The following is a 21,981-nucleotide window of genomic DNA, read 5'->3' as shown; positions in this document are numbered from 1 at the left end:
TGGCTGTATGGAACAGCAGCCACACGAGCAGGCAGCGGACACCTCCGCCGGCCGAGGGGCCGGGGCCGCCCGCGCCCGGGTCCTCGTCGTCGACGACGATCCCACCGTCGCCGAGGTCGTCTCGGGCTACCTCGATCGCGCCGGATATCTGGTGGACCGGGCGGAGGACGGGCCGACCGCCCTCGCCGGCGCCGCCGCGCACTGGCCCGACCTGGTGGTTCTCGACCTGATGCTGCCCGGCATGGACGGCCTGGAGGTGTGCCGGCGGCTGCGCGGACGCGGCCCCGTCCCGGTCATCATGCTCACCGCCCGCGGCGACGAGGACGACCGCATCATGGGCTTGGAAGTGGGCGCGGACGACTACGTGACGAAGCCGTTCAGCCCCCGGGAGCTGGTGCTGCGAGTGGAGTCCGTACTGCGCCGCACCCGGCCCCCGGTGGGCGCGCGGCCCCTCGGCGGGGCCGGCCTCACCGTCGACCCGGCCGCCCGCCGCGCCGCCAAGAACGGCGCCGAACTGGCCCTCACCCTGCGCGAGTTCGACCTGCTCGCGTTCTTCCTCCGGCATCCGGGCCGGGCCTACAGCCGCGAGGATCTGATGCGCGAGGTGTGGGGCTGGGACTTCGGCGACCTCTCCACTGTCACGGTGCACGTCCGCCGGCTGCGCAACAAGGTCGAGGACGATCCCGCCCGGCCCCGCCTGATCCAGACGGTGTGGGGCGTCGGCTACCGATTCGATCCGGCGGGCGCCGCCGGCCAGGGCCAGGAGTGATCATGCGCGACACCCTTCTCATCGCCCTGTACGCCTTCCTCGGCGCCGGCGGGGCCGGGCTGCTCGGCGCGGGCACCCTGTGGCTGCTGCGCCGCCGGTCGCTGACCAGCTCGCTCACCGTGGTGGCGGCGGTCGCCGTGACCGCGATGCTCGCGGGCACCCTGGCCGTGGCGCAGGCGATGTTCCTGTCCGCGCACGACCTGTCCGTGGTCACGACGGTGGTCGCGATGGCGGCCGTCGTCTCCCTGGCCACCGCGCTGGTGCTCGGCCGCTGGGTGGTCGCCGGCAGCCGCGAACTCACCCTCGCCGCCCGCTCCTTCGGAGACGGCGGCGACTTCACCGCGCCCCACGGTCCGGCCAACGCCGAACTCGCCGCGCTCAGCCGCGAGTTGGAGGCCACCAGCGCGAAGCTGGCCGAATCCCGGGAGCGCGAGCGCGCCCTTGAGTCGTCCCGCCGTGAACTCGTCGCCTGGATCTCGCACGACCTGCGCACCCCGCTCGCGGGCCTGCGCGCGATGTCCGAGGCGCTGGAGGACGGCGTCGCCACCGACCCCGGCCGCTATCTGCGCCAGATGCGCACCGAGGTCGAACGCCTCAACGACATGGTCGGCGACCTCTTCGAACTCTCCCGCATCCACGCCGGCGCGCTGGCTCTGTCGACCTCCCGGATGTCCGTGTACGACCTGGTGGGCGATGCCCTCGCCGGCGTGTATCCGCTGGCCCACGAACACGGGGTACGACTCGTCGGAGGGCGCGTCGAGCAGGTGCCGGTGGAGGTGGACGGCAAGGAGATGAGCCGCGTCCTGGGCAACCTCCTCGTCAACGCGATCCGGCGCACCCCCACGGACGGCACCGTCATGGTGGCCGCCGAACGCCTGGCCGACGGCGTGATGCTGTCCGTGTCCGACGGCTGCGGCGGCATCCCCGAAGAGGACCTGCCCCGCGTCTTCGACACCGGCTGGCGCGGCACCCACGCCCGCACGCCTCCGGCCGGCGCCGGGCTCGGCCTGGCCATCGTCCGCGGCATCGTGGAGGCCCACCAGGGCCGCGCCACGGTCCGCAACATCCCCGGCGGCTGCCGCTTCGAAGTGGTGCTGCCCGCAGCCGCTTCCTGAGGCGGGCAGCACCACCGGTCCTCCCGCCCTACGACCGCATTCCGGCCCGGGCGAACTCCCGCATGCCCTCCTCGAATCCGACCTCCGGCTTCCACCCCAGCTCCGACCGCAGCCGGGACGAGTCCGCCGTGATGTGCCGTACGTCCCCCAGCCGGTACTCGCCGGTCACGACCGGTTCGGGCCCGCCGTGCGCGGCGGCCAGCGCCCGCGCCATCTCGCCCACGGTGTGCGGTTCGCCGCTGCCCGTGTTGTACGCGGTGAGCGCGCCGACAGCCCGCTCCGCTTCCAGCGCCGTCGCGTTGGCCGCCGCGACATCCCGTACGTGTACGAAGTCCCGCCGCTGCCGGCCGTCCTCGAACACACGTGGGGCCCGACCCCGGGCGAGCGCCGACCGGAAGAAGGAGGCGACCCCGGCGTACGGGGTGTCCCGCGGCATCCGCGGCCCGTACACGTTGTGGTAGCGCAGCGAGACCGCCGACCCGCCGGTTGCCCGTGCCCACGCGGCGGCAAGATGCTCCTGGGCGAGCTTGGTGGTGGCGTACACGTTCCGCGGGTCCACCGGTGCCTCCTCGGCGACCAGTCCCGGCGACAGGCCCTCCCCGCACCCGGGACACCGTGGCTCGAACCGCCCGGCCTCCAGATCGGTGACCGCCCGAGGCCCCGGCCGCACCACCCCGTGCCGTGCGCAGGTGTACCGCCCTTCCCCGTACACCACCATCGATCCGGCCAGCACCAGCCGCTGTACGCCCTTCTCGGCCATGGCGGTGAGCAGTACGGCGGTGCCGAGGTCGTTGCGGGAGACGTACTCCGCCGCGTCGGTGAAACCGGTGCCCAGCCCGACCATGGCCGCCTGATGGCACACGGCGTCGATACCGGACAGGGCACGGGCCACGGCCTCTTGATTCCGTACGTCCGCGTCGGGGTCGTCGCACACGTCGAACACGACGGGCTCGTGTCCGCGCGCCCGAAGGGCCTCGACGACATGGGACCCGATGAACCCGGCACCGCCGGTGACCAGTACACGCATGCGCCCACGGTAGGGCGGCTCAGCCGTCGTGATCCCTGGCCGCGGCCGTCACGTCACGACTCCGTAAGACAACGCGCTGCCGTCCCGGAGGGCCGTGGGGGTGCGCTGCCTTCCCGCGGCGCCAGTTGTGTTGCCGGAGTACTTGGTCTCGACGGCGTCCAGAGCGGCGACACCTCCTCCGTCGCACTGGCCACCAGGTCGTTGGAGGGGGCGAAGAACAGTGCACCCGTGACCCGGTAGACCACCGTGCTGCCGTCGGGGTCGGTGACGGCGGTGACCTCGGCGACGTGTCTCGACCGGCCACCTGGGGCCGCTGCACGGCTCCCTTCCAAAAAAAGACACGCTCTCCTGCCGGCCTGAACCAGGCCGGCAGGAGAGCGATGTCAGCGGCAGCTGCCGCTGTTCCGGCGGGCGATCCTGATCGGGACCGCGGAGCCGGGCAACCACATGGCGACTGCGGGCCGCCATCGTGGTTCGGTGTTCACCGGCGGGACGGGCAGACTCACAGTCCCTTTTCGACGCGGTCGACGAGCGCTCGCACCGCGTCTCCCTGGGAAGCTGTCAGGGTTCCGTTGCCAACCTGCTGAGCGGTCCAGTCTCCGATGTCACCGAGCCGTGCCAAGGCCCGGTCCACGTGTTCATCGGTGCCGTGCGCGCCATCCGCCACGTGGGTGGTCCATGCGGATCCGACCGAGGTCTGGACCTGCCGGGCCCAACGACTGGCCGTCGATGCGCCCGGAGCGTCCAGGCCCGCCACCAGATCCCGCAGTTCTCCGGCTGCCTCCTTGGCCTCGCCGAGGCCGCCGAGGACGGTGTCGACGCCGAAACGGTAGGCGCCCGACCCGACCTCGAACACGGCAGCCCCCTTCTCCATCCGGAGGAACCGGACTCCCTTGGCGGAATCCGCAGGCCGGCCGCCCTCGGTGACCGCCCAGCGGGTCGTCGACGGCACGTGAACCTCCGCGACGGTGTTGACCGGAACGGTCACCTTCAGGTCGAGGGCTCCGTCGCGGGTGCTCCACTTCGAGGAGAGAAGGCCGTAGACGGTCTTGAGGCTTCCTGAGCCCTTCGTCAGGTTTCCGCCGGGCATCGGAGCGATCCGGGAGCGCTTGTAGCCGGGGTCGATCGCGGAGAGGCCGCCGATGTTCTGGAACATCCAGTCGCCCACGGCGCCGTAGGCGTAGTGGTTGAAGGAGTTCATGTCGACCGGGCCGAAGTCGCCGTTGGGCATGATCGAGTTCCAGCGCTCCCACATGGTGGTGGCACCGCCTGCGACCTCGTAGCCCCAGGACGGGTAGTCCTTGTGCAGCAGCATCTTGTAGGCCAGGTCGGCCCGGCCGATTTTGCTCAACGCGGGCAGCAGCAGCGGTGTGCCGATGAAGCCGGTCCTGAGGTGGTTGTCGGTGAGCGCCAGTTTGGCCACGAACTTCTCACCGACCTTCTCCACCAGTGCCGGATCCGGGACGAGGTTCATGCCGAGGGCCATCGCGTACCCGGTCTGCGAGTTGCCCTTGACGGTGCCGTCGGCTGCGACATAGGCCTTGGTGAAGGCGTCGCGGATGTCGGCGGAGAGCTTGCCGTAGTCGGAGGCCGCCGCGTCGTCGCCGAGGGCCTTGGCCATCTCCGCCATCATGCGGGCGTTCTCGGCGTAGTAGGCCGTGCCCAGGATGCCCTGCTCGGTCGGGTCGTCCAGATGCAGCCAGTCGTTGGTGAAGAACGTGGTGCGGCCGGGTTCGAGAAGGTCCGCTCCGGCGCTGTCGCGCACGAACTGGAAGAACTTCCGCATGGCCGGGTAGTTCTCCCGCAGGATGCGGGTGTCGTCGTAGGAGCGCCACACGGAGTACGGCACGGTGATCATCACGTCGGACCAGCCGACACCGCTGTCACCGAACTGGCCCTGGGGCGTCGGTACGACCGCGGGCAGATCACCGTTGGCGTACTGGGAGTTGCGTACGTCCGCCATCCAGTGGGACAGGAACGCGCGGGTGTCGACCAGGTAGTTGGCCGTCGGCGCGAAGAGGCTGATGTCTCCCGTCCAGCCCAGACGTTCGTCGCGGGCGGGGGTGTCGGTGGGGATGGAGAGGAAGTTGCCCCGCTGGCTCCAGGAGATGTTGCTCACCAGCTGGTTCAGCATGGTGTCCGAGGTCTTCAGTGCACCGGTGGAGGGGAGGTCGGATCCCCACACCACACCCTTGACGTCCCAGAGCGCGGGAGGCCCGCTCACCCCGGTGATCTCGATGTAGCGGAATCCGTGCTGGGTGAAGGTGGGCTCGTAGGTCGCCGTTCCGGTCTTGGCGAAGGTGTAGCGGTCGGTGACCCTGGCGGTGCGGAAGTTGTCGGTGTAGAGGGTGCCGTTCTTGTTGAGCACCTCCGCGTAGCGGATCCTGACGGTCTGGCCGGCGGAGCCGGTGAGGGTCAGCCGCGACACTCCGACCATGTTCTGCCCGAGGTCGTAGACGTAGGCGCCGGGGGTGGGCTCGGTCATCGTCCGGGCCTGGAGCACCTGGGTCCGGCGTACCGGCTCGTCGCTCTGCGGGACCAGCAGGGCGGTCCGGGACTCCAGGCCCGCGGCGGGCTCCCACGTCGCGTCGTCGAATCCCGGCCGGCTCCAGCCCGAGGGCTTCAGACGGGCGTCATAGGTCTCGCCGTCCTGCAGGTCGGCCTTGACGTACGGGCCCTCTGCCGTCTTCCACGAACCGTCCGTTGCGATCCACTGGACCGAACCGTCGGTGTAGGTGATGCGCAGCTTCGCCACGAGAGCGGGAGCGTCCCCGTACTGGCGGCTCCAGCCGAGTCCGACCTTCCCGGCCCACCAGCCGTTCGCCAAGGACGCGCCGATCGCGTTGTCGCCGCGGGCGAGCAGCTTCGTCACGTCGTAGGTCTGGGACTGGATGCGCTTGTGGTAGTTCGTCCACCCCGGGGCGAGCACCTGGTCGCCGACCGGCTCGCCGTTGATCTCCAGCTCGTAGACGCCGAGCGCCGACGCGTAGACCCGCGCGGAGGCGACCTTCTTGCCCGCCTTGGTCGCGAAGCCCTTGCGCAGCAGCGGCATCGGCCGGGCCGCGGGTCCGTAGAGGGCGTCCGTGGTGCCGGACACCACGAGGGCGGAGTCGACGATCTCACCGCCGGTGAACGGGTTCCGGTCGGAGGCGAAGTCGGTGTCGACCAGCGTGGCGCCGTCGGCGCCGGTCACGACGGCGTCGTAGACGGTTCCCTGCTCGCCACAGCATCCGTGGGTGCGGAAACCGAGGTAGCCCTTGCTGAACGTGGTGTCCGTGAAGGTGTTGACCAGCTTGCCGTCGAGGGTCGTCCTGATGGTGGTGCCCACCACGTCGTAGCGGACGGTGTGCCGGCCGGTGAGGAGACTCGCGTCGGTGAAGCCGTAGGGTGCGAGATCCACCTCCTGCAACACGCTGTAGTTGCTCTTGACCTGTTTGTGCAGCCTCAGCATCGGGGTCGGGCCCGTGACGTTGAACTGCCACATGTAACCGTTGCTCGCGTCGGAGGCACGCAGGAACATGCCGAAGGCGGCACTGTCGATCTTGAACTCGACCGTGGCGACGTAGTCGGTCCACTTGTCCAGCTCACTCGCGGCCTCAGGACGGGTGATCCACTGGGCGCCGTCCCAGTCGCCGGAGTTCAGCAGACCCGTCTCGAAGGACGCGTGTGCGCTCCACGGGCTCGCGGCCTTCCTGTCGTCCCAGGCCCGTACGCGCCAGTAGTAGCGGGTGGCCGGTTTCAGGGCAGGACCGCCGTACCGGACGCCGACCTGTCGGTCGGAGGCGACCTTGCCGGACGACCACACATCGGCGGACCCGGGCGTGCTTCCGACCTGGATCTCGTACGCCTTCTGCGAAGTCGCCCGCCGGGCCGACGCCAACTCCCAGCCGAAGACCGGGTCCTCACCACCTATGCCCAGGGGGTTCACCCGGCCGTTGGTGGTCGGAGTCCTCACGGAGAACGGCGCGTCCGAAACCGACGCCGCAGGCGCCGCAGGGGAAGCGGACGCAGGCACGACCGCTGTGCCTCCGACCACGGCGAACACGAGAAGGCCTCTCAGGAGTACGAACAGAAGCGGGCGTTTACGGAGCATGGCAATCCCATCCGAATGGTTTCAGGCTCTGATGCGTGCGCGGCCGGTGTCGCCGCGAAGCACGATGTGCGTGGTGAAGGTCAGTTGGCCGTGCTGTTCAGCAGGGTCTCCAGAGCGGCGGCCGCGTCGGCGCCGCCGTCTTCGAAGAGGACCCTGTTCAGCAGCCCGGGCAGTCGGCCGACGGGCAGGTCCAGGAAGGGCGCCAGCCGCCGGGCCACTTGCGCCGAGTCGCCGCCGAGGCCGTGCCGGATCAGGACGCCGGCCGTGCGCTCCCAGAGCCGGGGGTCGTCCATCAGGTCCCGGACAGTGACCACCTCGGACGGTTTCGGGGCGGGGCAGACGTCGTCGGTGGTCCAGGTGTGCGTGCCATGGGCCACGGTCACCGGGGGCTGTGCGGAACCGGGCAGATGGACAGTGGCGCGCGCTCCCGCGGGCACGACGACCTTGAGGTGGAAGAGCCCGTCCTCGCGCCGCCAGCGCACTGACGCCTCGCCGTACGGAGTGAGGTGCACGGCGGCGGCGTGGGTCAGCGCCCCGTCCGGCAGCGGGCGCACGCGGATCTCGCGGTAGCCGGGTGCGGCCGGGGCCAGTCCCGCGACGGTGCGGTGGATCCAGTCGGCGACGGCTCCGAGCGCGTAGTGGTTGAAGGAGGTCATCTGGCCGGGGTTGACCGTGCCGTCGGGCAGCATGCTGTCCCAGCGTTCCCAGACGGTGGTGGCACCCATCGTCACGGGATACAGCCAGGAGGGGCAGCCCTTCTCCAGCAGCAGCCGGTGGGCGAGGTCCGGGTGGCCGGAGGTGGTGAGGGCGTCGGTCATCAGCGGGGTGCCGACGAACCCGGTGGCGATGCGGAAGCCGTTGGTGCGGACGAGGTCGGCGAGCCTGTCTCCGGCTGCCGCACGATGCTGCGGTGAGGCCAGCAGGTCCCATTGCAGGGCCATGGCGTACGCGGTCGGCGAGTCGCCCAGAATCCGGCCCGCCGGGGTGACGAACGCGCGGGCGAACGCCGCCCGGGTCCGGGCGGCGAGCGCGGAGTACCGTGCGGTCTCCTCGGAACGGCCCAGTACCTCCGCGGTGCGGGCTACGACGTCGGCGCACCGGGCCAGACAGGCGGTGGCGACGACATCCGGCGGCGTACGGGCGGCGAACGGGTCGCCGGGCGGGGCGGCCGGGTCGAGCCAGTCGCCGAACTGGAAGCCGCCCGCCCACACGCCGTCGGTGGTGAGCGAGGCGGCCTTGTCGACCCATGCGCGGGCGCTGGTGAACTGCCGCTGCAGGATGCCGCGGTCGGCGTAGCGCTCGTACAGCACCCAGGGCACCACCGGGGCGGCGTCGCCCCAGGCCGCCGCAGTCGGGGCCGCGTCGTCCAGGATGTCGGGGACCACCCAGGGCACCGCGCCGTCGGAGTGCTGGTCCGCGGCGAGGTCGGCGAGCCACGAGGACAGGAAGCCCGCCGCGTCGAAGAGGAAAGAGGCGGTAGGGGAGAAGACCTGGATGTCGCCGGTCCACCCGAGCCGCTCGTCGCGCTGCGGGCAGTCCGTCGGTACGTCCAGGAAGTTGCCGCGTGTGCCCCGGACGACGTTCTCGTGGAACTGCTCCAGGTCCGGGTCCGAGCAGGAGAACCAGCCCGTACGGCGCAGGTCGCTCGTCACCACCAAGGCCTGCAGGTCCTCCGCTTCCAGGCTCGGTATGCCGGAGACCTCCGCATACCGGAAACCGTGGAAGGTGAGAGAGGGTTCGAGGACCGTCTCCTCGGCGTCGGCCAGGAGGTAGGTGTCGGTGGCGTCGGCCGCGCGCAGGGGCCGGGTGCACAGCTCCTCGTTCTCCAGGACCTCCGCGTGCCGGACGACGACCTCCGTGCCGGCCGTGGTGTCGCGCAGGCGCAGCCGGACCCAGCCGACGATGTTCTGCCCGAAGTCGACGAGGGTACGGCCGGACGGCGACTGCCAGACCTTCAGGGCCGGCAGCACCTCGGTGGCGCGTACGGGCGGGCCTTCCGCAGCCACGAGCCGGGACAGGTCCGCCTCGTCGTCAGGCAGCACGTCCACCGGGCCGTCGGCCTCGCCCGGCGTGAACCGCAGATCGGTGCGCTGGCCCTTGTAGAGGTCGTCGGCCACGACCCCGGTGTCACGCGCGCGCCACTCCTCGTCGGTGCCGAACACCTCCACCGACCCGTCGGCGTGACGGACTTCCAGTTGGGCGAGCAGAGCGAGCCGGTCGCCGTACCGGGCGCGGGCGCCCCACCAGCCGAGATGGCCCCGGTACCAGCCGTTGCCGAGCAGGACCGAGAGGGTGTTCTCGCCCTCTGTCAGCAGCGCGGTGACGTCGTGGGTCTGATAGCGCAGCCGGTGACGGTAGCTGGTCCAGCCGGGCGCGAGGACCTCGTCGCCGACGCGGGTGCCGTTCAGTGAGGCGGTGTAGACGCCGTGAGCGGTGGCGTACAGCCGTGCACTCACGATCCCGGGGCGCAGGACGACCGTGCGGAGGAGCTCCGGGGCGGGCGAGTCCAGGGCGCCGTGGTCGCGAGGACTGATGAAGCGGGCGCTCCAGTCGTGCGGATGCAGCAGTCCCGTCTCCACGGTTGCGGGCGCACTCCAGTCGCTCCAGCCGCCGTCTTCGGAGGCCACTCGTATCCGAACCGTCGCCAGGGTGCGGGAAGGCAGGGGCTGGAACGGCCACGGTACGAGGACCTGTTCGGCCGAATGGATCTGTACGGCGGTGGCGCCGTCCAGTTCCACCTCGTACGCCGTCTGACGCCACGCGGAGTCGTCCGTGCGCACCTGCCAGGAGAGGCGTGGTGCCGAGGTGCCCACACCGAGCGGGTCGTCCCGGTGTTCGAAGCGGATCGCTACAACGGTGGTGCTGGGCTCCGGATGCTCCAGGGTCATGCTCGTCCCCTCCCGCAATGTGGAACGTTCCACGTTTGAAACGACTCAACCATGAGCCGGGAAGGGCCGTGCGTCAAGAGGTGACGGGCGGGTGAATCTGCGGTTTCGCTCAGTTCACAGATGTGCCGGCGGCGCTGTGCTGCCGCGCACCACGAGGTGCGGTGTCGACGCCAGGACGACGGCACGGTCACGGCTCTTCTCGATCCGCTCCACCAGGAGCCGGGCCGCCGTTTCGCCCATCATGGCGCCCGCCTGGTCCACGCTGGTCAGGCTCACCGGAACGAGGGCGGCCACGGAGGTGTTGTTGTATCCGGTGAGCGAGAGGTCCTCGGGAATGCGCAGGCCGAGTTCGGCGGCGGCCCGGAAGACGCCGGTCGCGGCGACGTCCGCGCCCGCGAATATCGCGGTCGGCGGCCGCTGCGACGTGAGCAGTTCCATGGCACCGCGGTAGCCGCCCTCGTCCGAATACCCCGAGTTCACGACGCGGGCCAGGTCGGCCAGACCGTGCCGGGCCATCGCCTCGCCGTAGGCGGCCCTGACATGGTGTTCCGGCCGCTGCACCCACTGGGTGCCGCGCACCGTCGGATGCGACAGGTGGGCGATGTCGCGGTGCCCCAGGCCGACCAGGTGGTCCACGACGAGATCGACACCGAGACCGTCCTGGTTGACCACGCAGTCGTACGCCGGTGAGGGGTCGTGGTGGCCGATCACCACTGTCGGCACATCGGCCGCGATGCGCACCACCTCCGCACGCGCGACGGCGGGGGCGACCAGGATCAGGCCGTCCATCTGCCGGTCGACCATGGCGTGGATCAGCTTCGTCTGGTCGTCCATCTCGGCGGAGCCGCTGGAGCCGATGAACACCGCGTACTCGGTGTTCCGCAGTGTCGCGTCGACCCCCTCCAGGAGGTCGGCGTAGAAGGCGTTGCGGATGCTCGCGAGGAGAACGCCGATCGTGTAGGTGCGGCCCCGCATGCCGCGGGCGGCGGCATGCGGCCGATAGCCCAGCTCGGCTATGGCCGTCTGTACCCGCTCGCGCATCGCGGGGCTCACTCCGTAGGCGTTGGTCAGCACTTTCGACACGGCGGAGGTCGACACACCTGCGCTGCGTGCGACGTCGGCGATGGTTACCCTCTTCGAGCCGCCCGTTGATCGCATGGGGATCCCCACCTCCGTTGTCACGCGCCGCCCGCCCCACTTCGGCGTTTCCGGAACGTTACTCGCAGATGACTTGACGACTCCGGGTGGTTCGCCTCAATCTTTGGGGCATTCCGTTTGTGGCACGTTACACGAAAGACCTGCCACGGCAGGCTGAGTGGACGCCCACAGCACAGCGGAGCGCCAAGGACCTTATGAACGGCCGCAGCGAACGACCGCCCGAGCCGGCCACCGTGCCGCGTCTCCTCCCACCGCCCAGTCGCACCGGACCCCGCCTTCAGCACTGAAACGATTCACAGCCGCTCGAACGAAGGAACAACCATGAGGTCAAGCACTCTCGCCAAGAGAAGGGCCGTGGTGGCCGCGGCCGCCGTGCTGCCGCTGGTGCTCAGCGCCTGCAGCGCCGGTTCTCTCGGCTCGGCCGACGAGGACGGGGCCGCGACGTCGATCAAGCTGCTCGTCGACAACGCACCCGACAACCTCCAGTCCGCCGAGCAGCTGGCCAAGGCCTTCGAGGCGAAGAACCCGAAGATCAAGGTGAGCGTGGAGACGCGTCCCGGCGGGACAGAGGGCGACAACCTCATCAAGACGCGGCTGCAGACGGACAGCATGGACGACCTCTTCGTCTACAACGTGGGGTCCCTGTTCCAGCAGATCGACCCGACCAAGACGCTCACGCCGATCACCCAGGACCCGTATGTCAAGAACCTCGACGAGTCCTTCCTCCCGCAGGTCACGGTCGGTGGTCAGACCTACGGCGTCCCGTTGGGCTCGGCTCTCGGCGGCGGTGTCCTCTACAACAAGAAGGTCTACGACCGGCTCGGCCTGACGGTGCCCAAAACCTGGGCGGACTTCATCGCCAACAGCAAGAAGATCAAGGCCGCCGGAATCGCCCCGGTCATCCAGACCTACCAGGACACCTGGACCTCCCAGCTGCTGGTCCTGGGTGACTTCCACAACGTGGCGGCGGCACAGCCGGACTTCGTCAAGGACTACACCGCCAACAAGGCGAAGTACGCCACCGATCCCAACGCGTTCAAGGGCTTCCAGCACCTCCAGGAGATCCACGACCTGAAGCTGCAGAACTCCGACTACGCGTCGGCCACCCTCGTCAAGGGCCTGCAGATGCTGGCCACCGGCAAGGGCGCCCAGTACCCGATGCTCTCCACCGTCATCAGCGGGATCAAGACGAGCAACCCGGACCAGCTCAACGACATCGGCTTCTTCGCACTGCCGGGTGACGACGCCGCCACGAACGGCCTCACGGCGTGGTTCCCCAACGCCCTGTACGTCCCGAAGACGACCACGGGAGACAAGCTCGCCGCGGTCAAGAAGCTCCTCGCGTTCGCCGCGAGCCCGGCCGGCTGCACGGCCCAGGCCAAGGCGTCGACCCCGACCGGGCCGTACCTGGTCAAGGGCTGCACCCTGCCGACGGACGTGCCGACGATCACCAAGGACGTCGCCGCCTACTTCACGGGCGGCGTCCAGAGCCCGGCGCTGGAGTTCCTGTCGCCGGTGAAGGGGCCCAGCCTCGACCAGATCGGCGTCCAGGTCGGCTCCGGCATCACCAGTGCGAAGACGGGCGCGACCCAGTACGACAACGACACGAAGAAGCAGGCGCAGCAGCTCGGTCTGCCGGGCTGGTAGGAACACGCACGCCAGTGCCTCCCCGCCTGCGTAAAAGGGGCGGGGAGGCACCCGAGAGAGGTCGAACGATGACCACAGTTGTACCGACCGGGCCACCGACGGCCGAGCAGCCGAAAGCGGCGAGCAGGGCGCGCCGGTCCCCCGGAACGCACAGTTCCTACCCCACCTGGTTCTACCTGCCCGCGGCTGCCGTCTACGGGGCCCTGTTCCTGGTCCCCACCCTCGCGTCGTTCTACTTCAGTCTGACCAGGTGGACGATCTTCAAGTCGACCTTCATCGGCCTGGACAACTACACCGAGTTCTTCCAGGAACCGGCCCTCGTCAAGGGCTTCGTCAACACGTTCCTGTACGCGATGGTCACCTCGGGACTCAAGGTCGTCATCGGCCTCCTCCTCGGGATCCTGCTGACCAGCCAGATCCGCGCCCGGGGCTATCTGCGCTCGGTGGTGTTCTTCCCCGTGCTGGTCAGCACCGTGGGCGTCGGCATCACCTTCACCGCGTTCATGGACCCCTCCACCGGAGCGATCAACAGGGCCCTCTCGGCGATCGGCGTCGACGGTCCCGGATGGCTGACGGATCCCTCGCTCGCGCTGTTCTCGGTGGCATTCGTCGACGTGTGGAAGGGCGTCGGCCTGGCGACCGTCATCTACATCGCCGGCATCGTGTCCATCCCGGACGAGTACTACGAGGCGGCGAAGCTGGACGGCGCGGGTGCGTGGCAGTTGCTGCGCAACGTCGTCCTGCCGCTGAGCTGGCCGGCCACCTCGACAGTCATCATCCTGTCGCTCATCGGCGGCCTGCGTTCCTTCGACCTCATCTGGGCGATGACACGCGGCGGACCGGGCTTCAGTTCCGACGTGGTCGCCTCCGTCATCTACAAGCAGTACCAGGCGGGCTTCTACGGCCTGTCGACCGCCGGGAACGTCATCCTCTTCCTGGTCGTGACGGCGATCATCGTCCCGCTGTCCCGCTTCCTGGCCCGCAAGGAGGTGCAGCGATGAGGAAGTCCACCCGCACCTGGCTCGGCGCCCTGTCGGTCGCCGTCAGCATCGTCGTCTTCGTCGTCCCGTTCGCGTTCATCGTGCTCACGGCCGTCAAGGATCCGCAGCAGGCCTCCCAGCTCGACTTCTCCTGGCCACGCCACTTCCAACTGGTCGACAACTTCGTCCAGGTACTCGAAGCGCGGGACTACATCCTCGTCATCGCGTTCGTCAACAGCATGATCCTGACCGTCGTCAGCGTGACGGCGATGGTCGTCCTCGGCGCGATGGTCGCCTTCGTGCTGCAGCGCCGCATCACCCGCTGGACGGGCCTGATCAACTTTCTGGTCCTGTCCGGGCTGATCATCCCGCCGGCGGTCGTACCGACCATCTGGGTCCTGCAGAAGGCGGGCCTGTTCGGCACGCTCCCCGGACTGATCCTCGTGGAGATCGCCTTCGGACTGTCCTTCTCCATCCTGCTGTTCCGCGCATTCATCGCCACCATCCCGCGCGAACTCGACGAGGCCGCGATCATCGACGGCGCCTCCCCGCTGCGGCTCTTCTTCCGGGTTGTCCTCCCGATGCTCCGCTCGGTCGTCGTCACCGTGATCGTCGTCCAGTCGGTCGCCGTCTTCAACGACTTCACCAACCCGCTGTACTTCCTGCCGGGCGAGCAGAACGCCACCGTCCAGCTGACGCTGTTCAACTTCCAGAGCCAGTACAGCACCAGCTACAACCTGCTCTTCATGGACATCCTCCTCATCACCGTGCCGCCGTTGATCATGTTCCTGTTCTTCAACCGGCAGATCGTGGCGGGCATGACCGCGGGTGCGGTCAAGGGCTGAGTCCTGCCCGTACCAACACCTCACCGATACAAAGGAGTTTCGTGTGACGAGCCCACATGCCGAAGGCCTCCTTCTCCGGATACACAGACGACGGCGCCGTCCCGTCCTCGCCGCTCTGCTGGCCGCCACCCTGGCCGTTCTCGGTCTGGTCGCGACCGGCCGGGCACAAGCGCTCAGCGGTGACGTCCGTATGCACGACCCGTCCGTCATCAAGGTGGGCAACTGCTACTACGGCTTCTCCACCGGGTTCGAGAACGACTCGCTCAATCCGAGCGGGGCCATCACCGAGCGCAGGACATGCGACGCCACGGCGGCTACCGGCTGGACCAAGATCGGCAACGTATGGGGGTCCACTCCGTCCTGGATCACCTCCAAGCTCGGTTCGACCCCGCCGAACATCTGGGCCCCCGACATCAAGTACTTCAACGGCAAATACCACCTGTACTACGCCGGTTCGCTCTGGGGCACCTCGTATGCGGTCATGGGCCTCGCCACCGCCACCAACATCGAAGGCCCCTGGACCGACCAGGGCATGGTCACCGACGTCAACTACCCCATCGACCCCAACGTCGACTGGGGAGCCGACGGCCGGCTGTACATCTCCTGGGGCTCCTGGACCGGCTCCGGCACCTACATGCACGTCCTGGACGAGTCCACCGGCAAGCTGTCCACCACCGACAACAACCTCTGGCACATCGCCGTCGGCATCGAGAATCCCACGATCATCCTCAACGGCGGCTACTACTACCTGTTCGGCTCGAAGGGCCTGTGCTGCAGCGGAACCAACAGCACCTACTACACGGTGGTCGGACGGTCCACCGCCGTCACCGGCCCCTATCTCGACCAGAACGGCACGGACATGGCTTCCAACGGCGGAACCACCGTCCTCACCGGCGCCTATCCCCGGGTGGCCGCCGGCGGTGCCGACGCCTACGACGACGGCTCGTCCAAGTTCCTCGCCTACCACTACTACGACGGCGACAACTCCGGGCGGGAGGCCCTCGACATCCGTCAGGTGACCTTCGCGAACGGCTGGCCGGTCATCGGCAGTCCGCTCGGCGCCGCGAACAACCACCTGCTGAACCGCAACAGCGGCAAGTGCGCGGACGTCTGGTCCGCGAGTACGGCTGACGGGGCATCGGTGAACTCCGGCAACTGCAACTCCGGGTCCAACCAGCGGTGGGTGCCCACCGCTGTCGGCTCCAACTACAGACTCGTCAACGTCAACAGCGGAAAGTGCCTCGAAATCCCCGGCGGCTCCACTGCCGACGGCGCGACTGCCGACCAGTGGACCTGCGACGGCGGAACGCATCAGCTCTGGCGCCGGACGTCGGTGATCGGCGGTTACGTCACTTTCACCAACGTCAACAGCGGCAAGTGCCTCCAGGTCGCCGGGGCGTCGACCGCCAACGGCGCGGCCCTGAACCAGTCGACCTGCACCTCCGGCGCGAACCAGCAGTGGATGGTCGTCTGAGACGCGCAGAACACCCCAGACCGGCGATGGCTCCGGGCAGGCCGAAGCGCACGTCGGCCTGCCCGGAACGGACGCCCCGCGACCACGCCGTCGGAGCCGAACAGGGCACCACCGCGACCTCCGCCGAGCTCCCTTCCCACCTTCAGGCCGCGCCCTACCTGAGAGAAGTGGACCGGGTGATCGACCCGTCAGGCTGCCTGCTCTCCATGACCGCGTCACGCACGCGGTACCGCTCGTCGGAGCAACCGGCGTAGCCGCAGTCCGGGTCGGTTCGGGGGCGTTCGCAGGTGATGTCCGCGAAGGAGTCCTGGTCCCAGGGCAGTGAGGTCTTCCCAACGAGATGATCTCGTGAAGTGACTCGGCCCGAGGGATCCCGCGAGTCGCGATGAGTCCTGCGGCGTCCGGCAGTCGTACTGTCGAACCCGTTACGGAGGAGGACTTCTGATGCGCAGCGTGACCTACTCGATGAGCGTCTCACTCGACGGCTACATCGTCGGGCCGGACGGCAACTTCGACTGGACGGCCCCCGACGAGGAGGTCTTTCGCTTCTGGATCGACGAGATTCGAGAGGTCGGCGTCCACCTGATGGGACGACGGCTGTACGAGACGATGCTGTACTGGGAGACCGCCGACCAGGATCCAACGCTCGACGACGCAGATCGCGAGTGGACCGCGCTCTGGAAGCCGCTCCCGAAGGTGGTGTTCTCCACCACGCTGTCGACGGTGCAGGGCAATGCCCGCCTGGCCTCCGGCGGCCTGGCGGAGGAGATCGAGCGGTTGCGGGCCGAGCCGGGGGAGGGCGACATCGCGATCGGCGGCGCGACTCTCGCCGCCGAGGCGGCCGCGTCGGGTCTGATCGACGAGTACCGGGCCATGGTCTACCCGGTGCTGGTCGGCGGTGGCATTCCGTTCTTTCCCCGACATGAGCGCCGGGTGGATCTCGAACTCGTCGAGACCCGCACCTTCCGCTCGAAAGTCGTCTACCTCCGCCACCGCGTGACGCGTTAGCCGGCTCCGAGGGCCGCGGCCTCCGGAAGCGGCCGGCTGCGCCGGTCAGTCCACCGTCCGCACCGACTGGCGGATCACGAGCTGGGTGCTGAGGACCACGTGGTCGTCGGCAGCAGGCCGGTCCTCGCGCTGGAGGGCCAGGCGTACGGCGGTGCGGCCGAGATCCTCGAAGGGGACGCGGACCGTGGTGAGGGCAGGGGTGAGGTCTGCGGCGAAGGGGACGTCGTCGAAGCCGACGAGAGAGATGTCGCCGGGGACGTCGAGACCAGCCTCGCGGAGGGCCGCCAGGGCGCCGACGGCGACCATGTCGGTGCTGGCGAAGACGGCGGTGAAGTCGAGGCCCTCCCGGAGGGCGGCGCGGATCCGCTGGTAGCCGGAGATGCGGGTGTAGGAGCCGGGGACGTCGAGTTCGTCGGCCGGGGGAACGCCGTGGGCGCGCAGCGCGTCGCGGTAGCCGGCGCGGCGGGCTTCGACGCTGCTCATCAGGGCCGGGCCGGCGAGGAAAAGGATCCGGCGGTGCCCTGCGGCGACCAGATGGCTGACGGCCTGGAACGCGCCGCCCCGGTCGTCGTACGCGACGACGGTGACGGGCACCCCGGCGGGCAACGGCGGACGGCCGACCAGCACCAGGCGGGAGCCTACGGCGTCAAGGGCCCTGGCATAGTCGGCCATGCGCCGGTGGTACGCCTCGTCGGGGTTGACGCCGCCGACCAGGAGGACCGCGCCCGCGTGCTGCTGCCGCATGAGCTGGACGAGGTCGTCCTCACGGTCCAGGTCGCCATGGGTGGCGCACACCAGGCTGAGCCGGCCCTGGTCGGAGGCCTCCTGCTCCACACCGGCCGCGACATGGGCGAACGACGGCCCCGTGATGTCCTGGATGACCAGCGCGATAGGGCCCGCGACGCTCCCGGAGAGCGCCTTGGCGTGGACGTTGACGACGTAGTGCAGCGCCTCGACCGCCGCCGTCACGCGGGCCTTTGTCGCGGCCGCCACCGGGTAGTTCCCGGCGAGCACCCGGGAAACGGTTGCCACCGACACGCCCGCCTGTGCGGCGACGTCACGAATGGTGCTCGGGCGGCCGTCCCCCGCAGTTCCGCCGCTCCGTCTACGGCTGCGTTTGGCGGCGGGCGCGGGCTGGGGCGGGGTTCCGTGGTCCGTCACGCGGCCCGACGTTACTGCATCCGCGGTCGCCTGTGCCCTCTTCGACGGCAAGAACCCGCCTTCCCGATGGAACCGTTTACTGTGCTGGCTTTGGTTGGGGCGCGTCTCTACGTGGCCCGCGCATGACCCCGCGTCACGCCGCCCGGGCCAGGTCCGCATGGCGGACCTCATGGGCCGGCGGCAGCCCCGCCGCGTCACGGGCGAGCTCCTCGACCACCGTGGCGCCGAGTCGTTCGAGCTCATTGCCGAGGGAACCGGCGATGTGCGGGGTGAGGAAGACGTTGGGCAGCCGGTACAGCGGGGAGGACCGGGGGAGCGGCTCGGGCTCGGTGACGTCCAGGACCGCGCCGAGCCGCCCGCTGACCAGCTCGTCGGTGAGCGCGTCGTGGTCGACGAGCGCACCGCGCGAGGTGTTGACGAGGACCCCGCCGTCGGGGATCAGAGCCAGGCGCTCGCGGTCGAGCATGCGGTAGGTCTCGGGGATGTCGGGGGCATGGAGGCTGACGATGTCGCTGCTGCGGAGCAGTTCGTCGAGCGAGAGCGCCACCGCGCCGAGGGCGGCGGCTTCGGCCTGGTCGACGTAGGGGTCGTAGAGCGAAACGGAGAAGTCGAAGGGCCGCAGCAGTTCCAGGAGCCGGCGGCCGACCCGCGAGGCACCGATGACGCCGAGGCGGCGGCCGAGGTTGCCGACGTGGGCGTAGTCGCCGGGGGCCGGGTAGACCGCTTCGGCGCGGAAACGCTCGCGCAGTGCGAAGGCGTCCTTGCCGGCGAGAAGAATCGAGGCGAGGGCGTATTCGGCGACGGGGAGCGCGTTGGCCCGGACCGCGCTGGAGACGGTGATGCCGCGCTCCCAGACCGCCTCGCCGAGGAGACCGCGCACGCTCCCGGCCGCGTGGAGGACGCGGCGCAGCCGGGGCGCGGCGGCGAGGACGTCGGCGTCCACGCGGGGGCAGCCCCAGCCGGTGATGAGGATCTCGGCCCCGGCCAGGGCCGCGGTGGCGGCCGGGTCGGTGAAGTCCTGGACGACGAGCTCGGTGTCGATCCTCACCAGCTCGCTGAGGCGGGCCAGGACGGAAGGGGGGAAGAGTTCGGGCAAATGGATTGGGTCCATGGCGAACAGGGCTGCTGGCAGTGGTGTGGAGGACATGGTTCTCCTGCTTCGGCACGGAAGGGGGGGGAGGGCGAGGGAGGAAGACGTGATCTAGAAAACGTATTCCAAGCTAGTGACGTCTCCGTGCTCCGGTCAATGTTCATGCGGATGGCCGCCCCATGCCCCAAACCGAGACACAACGCCATTTCCGCAGCTCATGGCCACCCCGGAGGAAACCTCGATGAGGGTTCGTCGAAACAAACAAGCCGCAACCTCTTGTCGCAGCGGCTGGTTTCGCCCTACGGTCCACGGCAAACGGTTACTGCACTGTGGCACGAAGCAGCACCTGCCCCCGGAGGACCCACCATGAGTAAGTTCCGCAAGAGAGCCGTCACCGGAGCCGCCGCCGCTGCCGCGCTCTCCCTGCTGCTGGGCGCGTGTTCGGGCAGCGGCGACGACACGGCTTCCTCCTCGCCCAGCACGAGCGGCAAGGTCAAGCTGCAGTTCTGGAGCTGGACCGAGGGCGTCGAGGCACAGGTCAAGACCTGGAACAAGGCGCACCCCGAGACACAGGTGGAGTTCTCGATGGAGGCGGGTGACACCGTTTACCAGAAGCTGCGTGCGGCGGTGAAGGCCGGCACCGCGCCGTGTCTGTCCAAGATGGACGGGCAAAACCTGGCGACGTTCGCCGCCGACGGCCTGTTGACCGACATCAGCAGGACAGCCGCCCCGTACAAGAGCGCGTACACGACCGCCGCGTGGAACTCGGTCAGCCCGGGCGGCGCCACGTACGGCATCCCGATGGGCTCGTCCCCGCTGTTCACCGCGTACCGCGCGGATCTGTTCCGGAAGTACGGCATCGACAAGGCCCCGGCGACCTGGGCGGAGCTGATCGCGGACGGTATCGCGATCCAGAAGAAGAACAAGAACATCAAGATCTTCAACATGGCGGGCGAGGACCCGAGCACCCTGGTCGACCTGTCCTGGCAGGCCGGCGCCTCCTGGTACAAGGTGGACGGCAACCAATGGAAGATCGGCTTCACCACCCCCGAGGCCCTCAAGGCCGGTGACGTGGTCCAGCAACTCGTCGACAACAACCTCGCCTCCAACGCCTCCTACGCCGACCCGGGCGTCTTCAAGACCTGGGACCTCGGCAAGACCATCCTGATGACCACCTCCACCTGGCAGCTGCCGATCTACAACACCAACTTCCCCAAGTCCCGGGGCGAGTGGCAGCTCGCCGACGCCCCGCTGTTCGACACGGCCGCCCCCCGGACCTCCAGCTTCTTCGACACCACCGCCGTACTGAAGGGCTGCAAGTACCCGGACCGCGCCGCCCAGTTCGCGGCCTGGCTGAGCAGCAGCAAGGAGTCGGTCACCACACTGACCGATCCCAAGTCCAAGTCCGGGCTGTTCCCCGCGCTCAAGGACGTCACCCCGTACGTCGACAAGATCATCCCGACCGAGATGTTCAACGGAAAGTCCGACAGCGCCCAGATCATCACCACCGCCGCGTCCCGGGTGGGCGACCAGTGGCAGTACGGCCCCGACTACGCCGACATGTTCGCGGAGATGCAGAAGGACTGGGGCAAGGTCATCAAGAAGCAGATGACCGTCAAGGACATGCTGACCCGCCTCCAGTCGTGGACCCTCTCCGACCTCAAGAGCAAGGGCGTCAACGCCGGCGCCGCGAGCTGACGCGACGCCGCCCGCGACGTCACCTCGACGAACAGCCCCCGACCGTAGGAGAGATCCGTGTCAACCGCCCTGCGACGCAGCAGCGTCGCCCTCCCCGCCCCCGTGCCCGGGCGGGCAGGCAAGAGCCCCCGCCCCGCCCGGGCGCGGGGAGCGTACAAAGGGCTGCTGTTCACGCTGCCCTTCCTGGTCGGCTTCCTGGCGACGTACGTCATTCCCATCGGATACGCCGTCTACCAGAGCCTGTACCAGAAGAAGAGTTCCGGCCTGGGCTTCGGCACGCCCCGGACGGTCTTCAGCGGGCTCGCCAACTTCACCGACACGTTCTCCGACACCTCGTTCTGGTCGAGCATCGTGCGGGTGGTGCTGCTGGGGGCGATCCAGATCCCCGTGATGCTGGGCATCTCCCTGCTGATGGCTCTGCTGCTGGACAGCGTCGCCGCCCGCGCGGTGCGGTTCTTCCGCTCGGCGCTGCTGATCCCCTACGTCATCCCGACCGTGGTCTCCACGCTGATCTGGCTCTTCCTCTACAGCCCGACCGGCAGCCCGATCCACGACGTGCTGGGCCGGGCGGGGGCCGACTTCGACTTCTTCGGCGGCGTCACGACGTATCTGGCGCTGGGCAATGTGCTCACCTGGCAGGGCATCGGGTTCAACATGATCCTGATCTCCGCCGCGCTGCAGTCGCTGCCCCGCGAGATGTACGAGGCCGCGCATCTGGACGGCGCCGGCGAGTGGCGGATCGCCTGGTCGGTGAAGGTGCCCAACATCACCGGGATCCTGGTCCTGACCGGCATGTTCTCGGTGATCGCCCGGCTCCAGCTCTTCGGTGAGCCGCTGATCCTGCGGCAGGTGGCACCGGAGTCGATCAACACCGACTTCACCCCGATGCTCGCGATCTACTACAAGGCCTTCCAGACCGGCGAGTACCAGTACGCCGCCGCCCAGTCCCTGATCCTGGCGCTGGTCACCGGCGTGCTCGCCCTCGCGTACTTCCGTTTCACGAACCGGGGGGCCAAGTGAGCACCGCC

At 69.1% G+C, this 21,981-nt stretch carries 15 protein-coding genes and 1 pseudogene; 9 read left to right on the top strand and 7 right to left on the bottom strand.

Features of this window, described 5'->3' with window-relative positions; translation table 11 throughout:
• The first annotated feature begins 7 nt into the window (after positions 1 to 7).
• Both OG734_RS08480 and OG734_RS08475 read left to right on the top strand, forming a co-directional pair.
• Complete coding sequence (locus OG734_RS08480; protein ID WP_330286855.1) at positions 8 to 769, top strand: response regulator transcription factor; 762 nt, start codon at positions 8 to 10, stop codon at positions 767 to 769.
• 2 nt (positions 770 to 771) lie between these two features.
• Complete coding sequence (locus OG734_RS08475) at positions 772 to 1,884, top strand: sensor histidine kinase (RefSeq protein ID WP_330286854.1); 1,113 nt, start codon at positions 772 to 774, stop codon at positions 1,882 to 1,884.
• A gap of 28 nt (positions 1,885 to 1,912) precedes the next feature.
• Here OG734_RS08475 and OG734_RS08470 read toward each other — a convergent pair whose 3' ends face one another.
• The 5 genes and pseudogenes from OG734_RS08470 to OG734_RS08450 form a co-directional block, all read right to left on the bottom strand.
• A complete protein-coding gene (locus OG734_RS08470; RefSeq protein WP_330286853.1) occupies positions 1,913 to 2,911 on the bottom strand; it encodes an NAD-dependent epimerase/dehydratase family protein in 999 nt (332 codons plus the stop codon).
• Positions 2,912 to 2,959: 48 nt separating this feature from the next.
• Positions 2,960 to 3,210 (bottom strand): annotated as a pseudogene (locus OG734_RS08465) (SulP family inorganic anion transporter); the annotation flags it as partial.
• Positions 3,211 to 3,413: 203 nt separating this feature from the next.
• The gene (locus tag OG734_RS08460) at positions 3,414 to 6,866 is read right to left on the bottom strand and encodes a family 78 glycoside hydrolase catalytic domain (protein ID WP_330286852.1); all 3,453 of its coding nucleotides are present in this window, start codon (positions 6,864 to 6,866) and stop codon (positions 3,414 to 3,416) included.
• 218 nt (positions 6,867 to 7,084) lie between these two features.
• Positions 7,085 to 9,892, bottom strand: a complete 2,808-nt coding sequence (locus OG734_RS08455; protein WP_330286851.1) for a family 78 glycoside hydrolase catalytic domain — start codon at positions 9,890 to 9,892, stop codon at positions 7,085 to 7,087.
• A gap of 114 nt (positions 9,893 to 10,006) precedes the next feature.
• Positions 10,007 to 11,050, bottom strand: a complete 1,044-nt coding sequence (locus OG734_RS08450; protein ID WP_330286850.1) for a LacI family DNA-binding transcriptional regulator — start codon at positions 11,048 to 11,050, stop codon at positions 10,007 to 10,009.
• A 321-nt stretch (positions 11,051 to 11,371) separates the two neighbouring features.
• Here OG734_RS08450 and OG734_RS08445 point away from each other — a divergent pair, with 321 nt between their 5' ends.
• From OG734_RS08445 to OG734_RS08425, 5 genes are all read left to right on the top strand, one after another.
• Entirely contained in the window at positions 11,372 to 12,697 is a 1,326-nt protein-coding gene (locus tag OG734_RS08445; RefSeq protein WP_330286849.1) for an ABC transporter substrate-binding protein, read from the top strand.
• Positions 12,698 to 12,765: 68 nt separating this feature from the next.
• Entirely contained in the window at positions 12,766 to 13,698 is a 933-nt protein-coding gene (locus OG734_RS08440) for a carbohydrate ABC transporter permease (RefSeq protein WP_330286848.1), read from the top strand.
• On the top strand, positions 13,695 to 14,522 hold the full coding sequence (locus OG734_RS08435) for a carbohydrate ABC transporter permease (protein WP_330286847.1): 828 nt from the start codon (positions 13,695 to 13,697) through the stop codon (positions 14,520 to 14,522). Before OG734_RS08440 ends, OG734_RS08435 begins: the two co-directional genes overlap by 4 nt.
• A 43-nt stretch (positions 14,523 to 14,565) precedes the next feature.
• Positions 14,566 to 15,996 carry an RICIN domain-containing protein gene (locus tag OG734_RS08430; RefSeq protein WP_330286846.1) on the top strand — a complete coding sequence of 477 codons (1,431 nt, stop codon included), beginning with the start codon at positions 14,566 to 14,568 and terminating at the stop codon, positions 15,994 to 15,996.
• 444 nt (positions 15,997 to 16,440) lie between these two features.
• Complete coding sequence (locus tag OG734_RS08425; protein WP_330286845.1) at positions 16,441 to 17,004, top strand: dihydrofolate reductase family protein; 564 nt, start codon at positions 16,441 to 16,443, stop codon at positions 17,002 to 17,004.
• Between the two features lie 45 nt (positions 17,005 to 17,049).
• Here the strand turns inward: OG734_RS08425 and OG734_RS08420 are convergent, their stop codons facing one another.
• Both OG734_RS08420 and OG734_RS08415 read right to left on the bottom strand, forming a co-directional pair.
• Positions 17,050 to 18,165, bottom strand: coding sequence for a LacI family DNA-binding transcriptional regulator (locus OG734_RS08420; protein WP_330286844.1), 1,116 nt, complete (start codon positions 18,163 to 18,165; stop codon positions 17,050 to 17,052).
• Positions 18,166 to 18,298: 133 nt separating this feature from the next.
• Positions 18,299 to 19,312: a hydroxyacid dehydrogenase gene (locus tag OG734_RS08415; protein WP_330286843.1), complete on the bottom strand. Its 1,014-nt coding sequence runs from the start codon at positions 19,310 to 19,312 to the stop codon at positions 18,299 to 18,301.
• A 309-nt stretch (positions 19,313 to 19,621) separates the two neighbouring features.
• Here OG734_RS08415 and OG734_RS08410 point away from each other — a divergent pair, with 309 nt between their 5' ends.
• Together OG734_RS08410 and OG734_RS08405 are read left to right on the top strand one after the other, a co-directional pair.
• On the top strand, positions 19,622 to 20,953 hold the full coding sequence (locus OG734_RS08410) for an ABC transporter substrate-binding protein (RefSeq protein ID WP_330286842.1): 1,332 nt from the start codon (positions 19,622 to 19,624) through the stop codon (positions 20,951 to 20,953).
• Positions 20,954 to 21,010: 57 nt separating this feature from the next.
• Positions 21,011 to 21,973 carry a carbohydrate ABC transporter permease gene (locus OG734_RS08405; protein WP_330286841.1) on the top strand — a complete coding sequence of 321 codons (963 nt, stop codon included), beginning with the start codon at positions 21,011 to 21,013 and terminating at the stop codon, positions 21,971 to 21,973.
• Positions 21,974 to 21,981 lie beyond the last annotated feature (8 nt).

The sequence above is a fragment of the Streptomyces sp. NBC_00576 genome (assembly GCF_036345175.1).
Lineage (GTDB): Bacteria > Actinomycetota > Actinomycetes > Streptomycetales > Streptomycetaceae > Streptomyces.
The sequence above is the reverse complement of the archived record's forward strand: the minus strand, read 5'-3'. Positions and strand labels throughout refer to the sequence as shown.

Bases quoted from the DNA above. Each gene is read 5' to 3' on its own strand.
- OG734_RS08480 (WP_330286855.1), top strand. From the start codon at position 8: ATGGAACAGCAGCCACACGAGCAGGCAGCGGACACCTCCGCCGGCCGA.
- OG734_RS08475 (WP_330286854.1), top strand. From the start codon at position 772: ATGCGCGACACCCTTCTCATCGCCCTGTACGCCTTCCTCGGCGCCGGC.
- OG734_RS08470 (WP_330286853.1), bottom strand. From the start codon at position 2,911: ATGCGTGTACTGGTCACCGGCGGTGCCGGGTTCATCGGGTCCCATGTC.
- OG734_RS08455 (WP_330286851.1), bottom strand. From the start codon at position 9,892: ATGACCCTGGAGCATCCGGAGCCCAGCACCACCGTTGTAGCGATCCGC.
- OG734_RS08450 (WP_330286850.1), bottom strand. From the start codon at position 11,050: ATGCGATCAACGGGCGGCTCGAAGAGGGTAACCATCGCCGACGTCGCA.
- OG734_RS08445 (WP_330286849.1), top strand. From the start codon at position 11,372: ATGAGGTCAAGCACTCTCGCCAAGAGAAGGGCCGTGGTGGCCGCGGCC.
- OG734_RS08440 (WP_330286848.1), top strand. From the start codon at position 12,766: ATGACCACAGTTGTACCGACCGGGCCACCGACGGCCGAGCAGCCGAAA.
- OG734_RS08435 (WP_330286847.1), top strand. From the start codon at position 13,695: ATGAGGAAGTCCACCCGCACCTGGCTCGGCGCCCTGTCGGTCGCCGTC.
- OG734_RS08425 (WP_330286845.1), top strand. From the start codon at position 16,441: ATGCGCAGCGTGACCTACTCGATGAGCGTCTCACTCGACGGCTACATC.
- OG734_RS08415 (WP_330286843.1), bottom strand. From the start codon at position 19,312: ATGTCCTCCACACCACTGCCAGCAGCCCTGTTCGCCATGGACCCAATC.
- OG734_RS08410 (WP_330286842.1), top strand. From the start codon at position 19,622: ATGAGTAAGTTCCGCAAGAGAGCCGTCACCGGAGCCGCCGCCGCTGCC.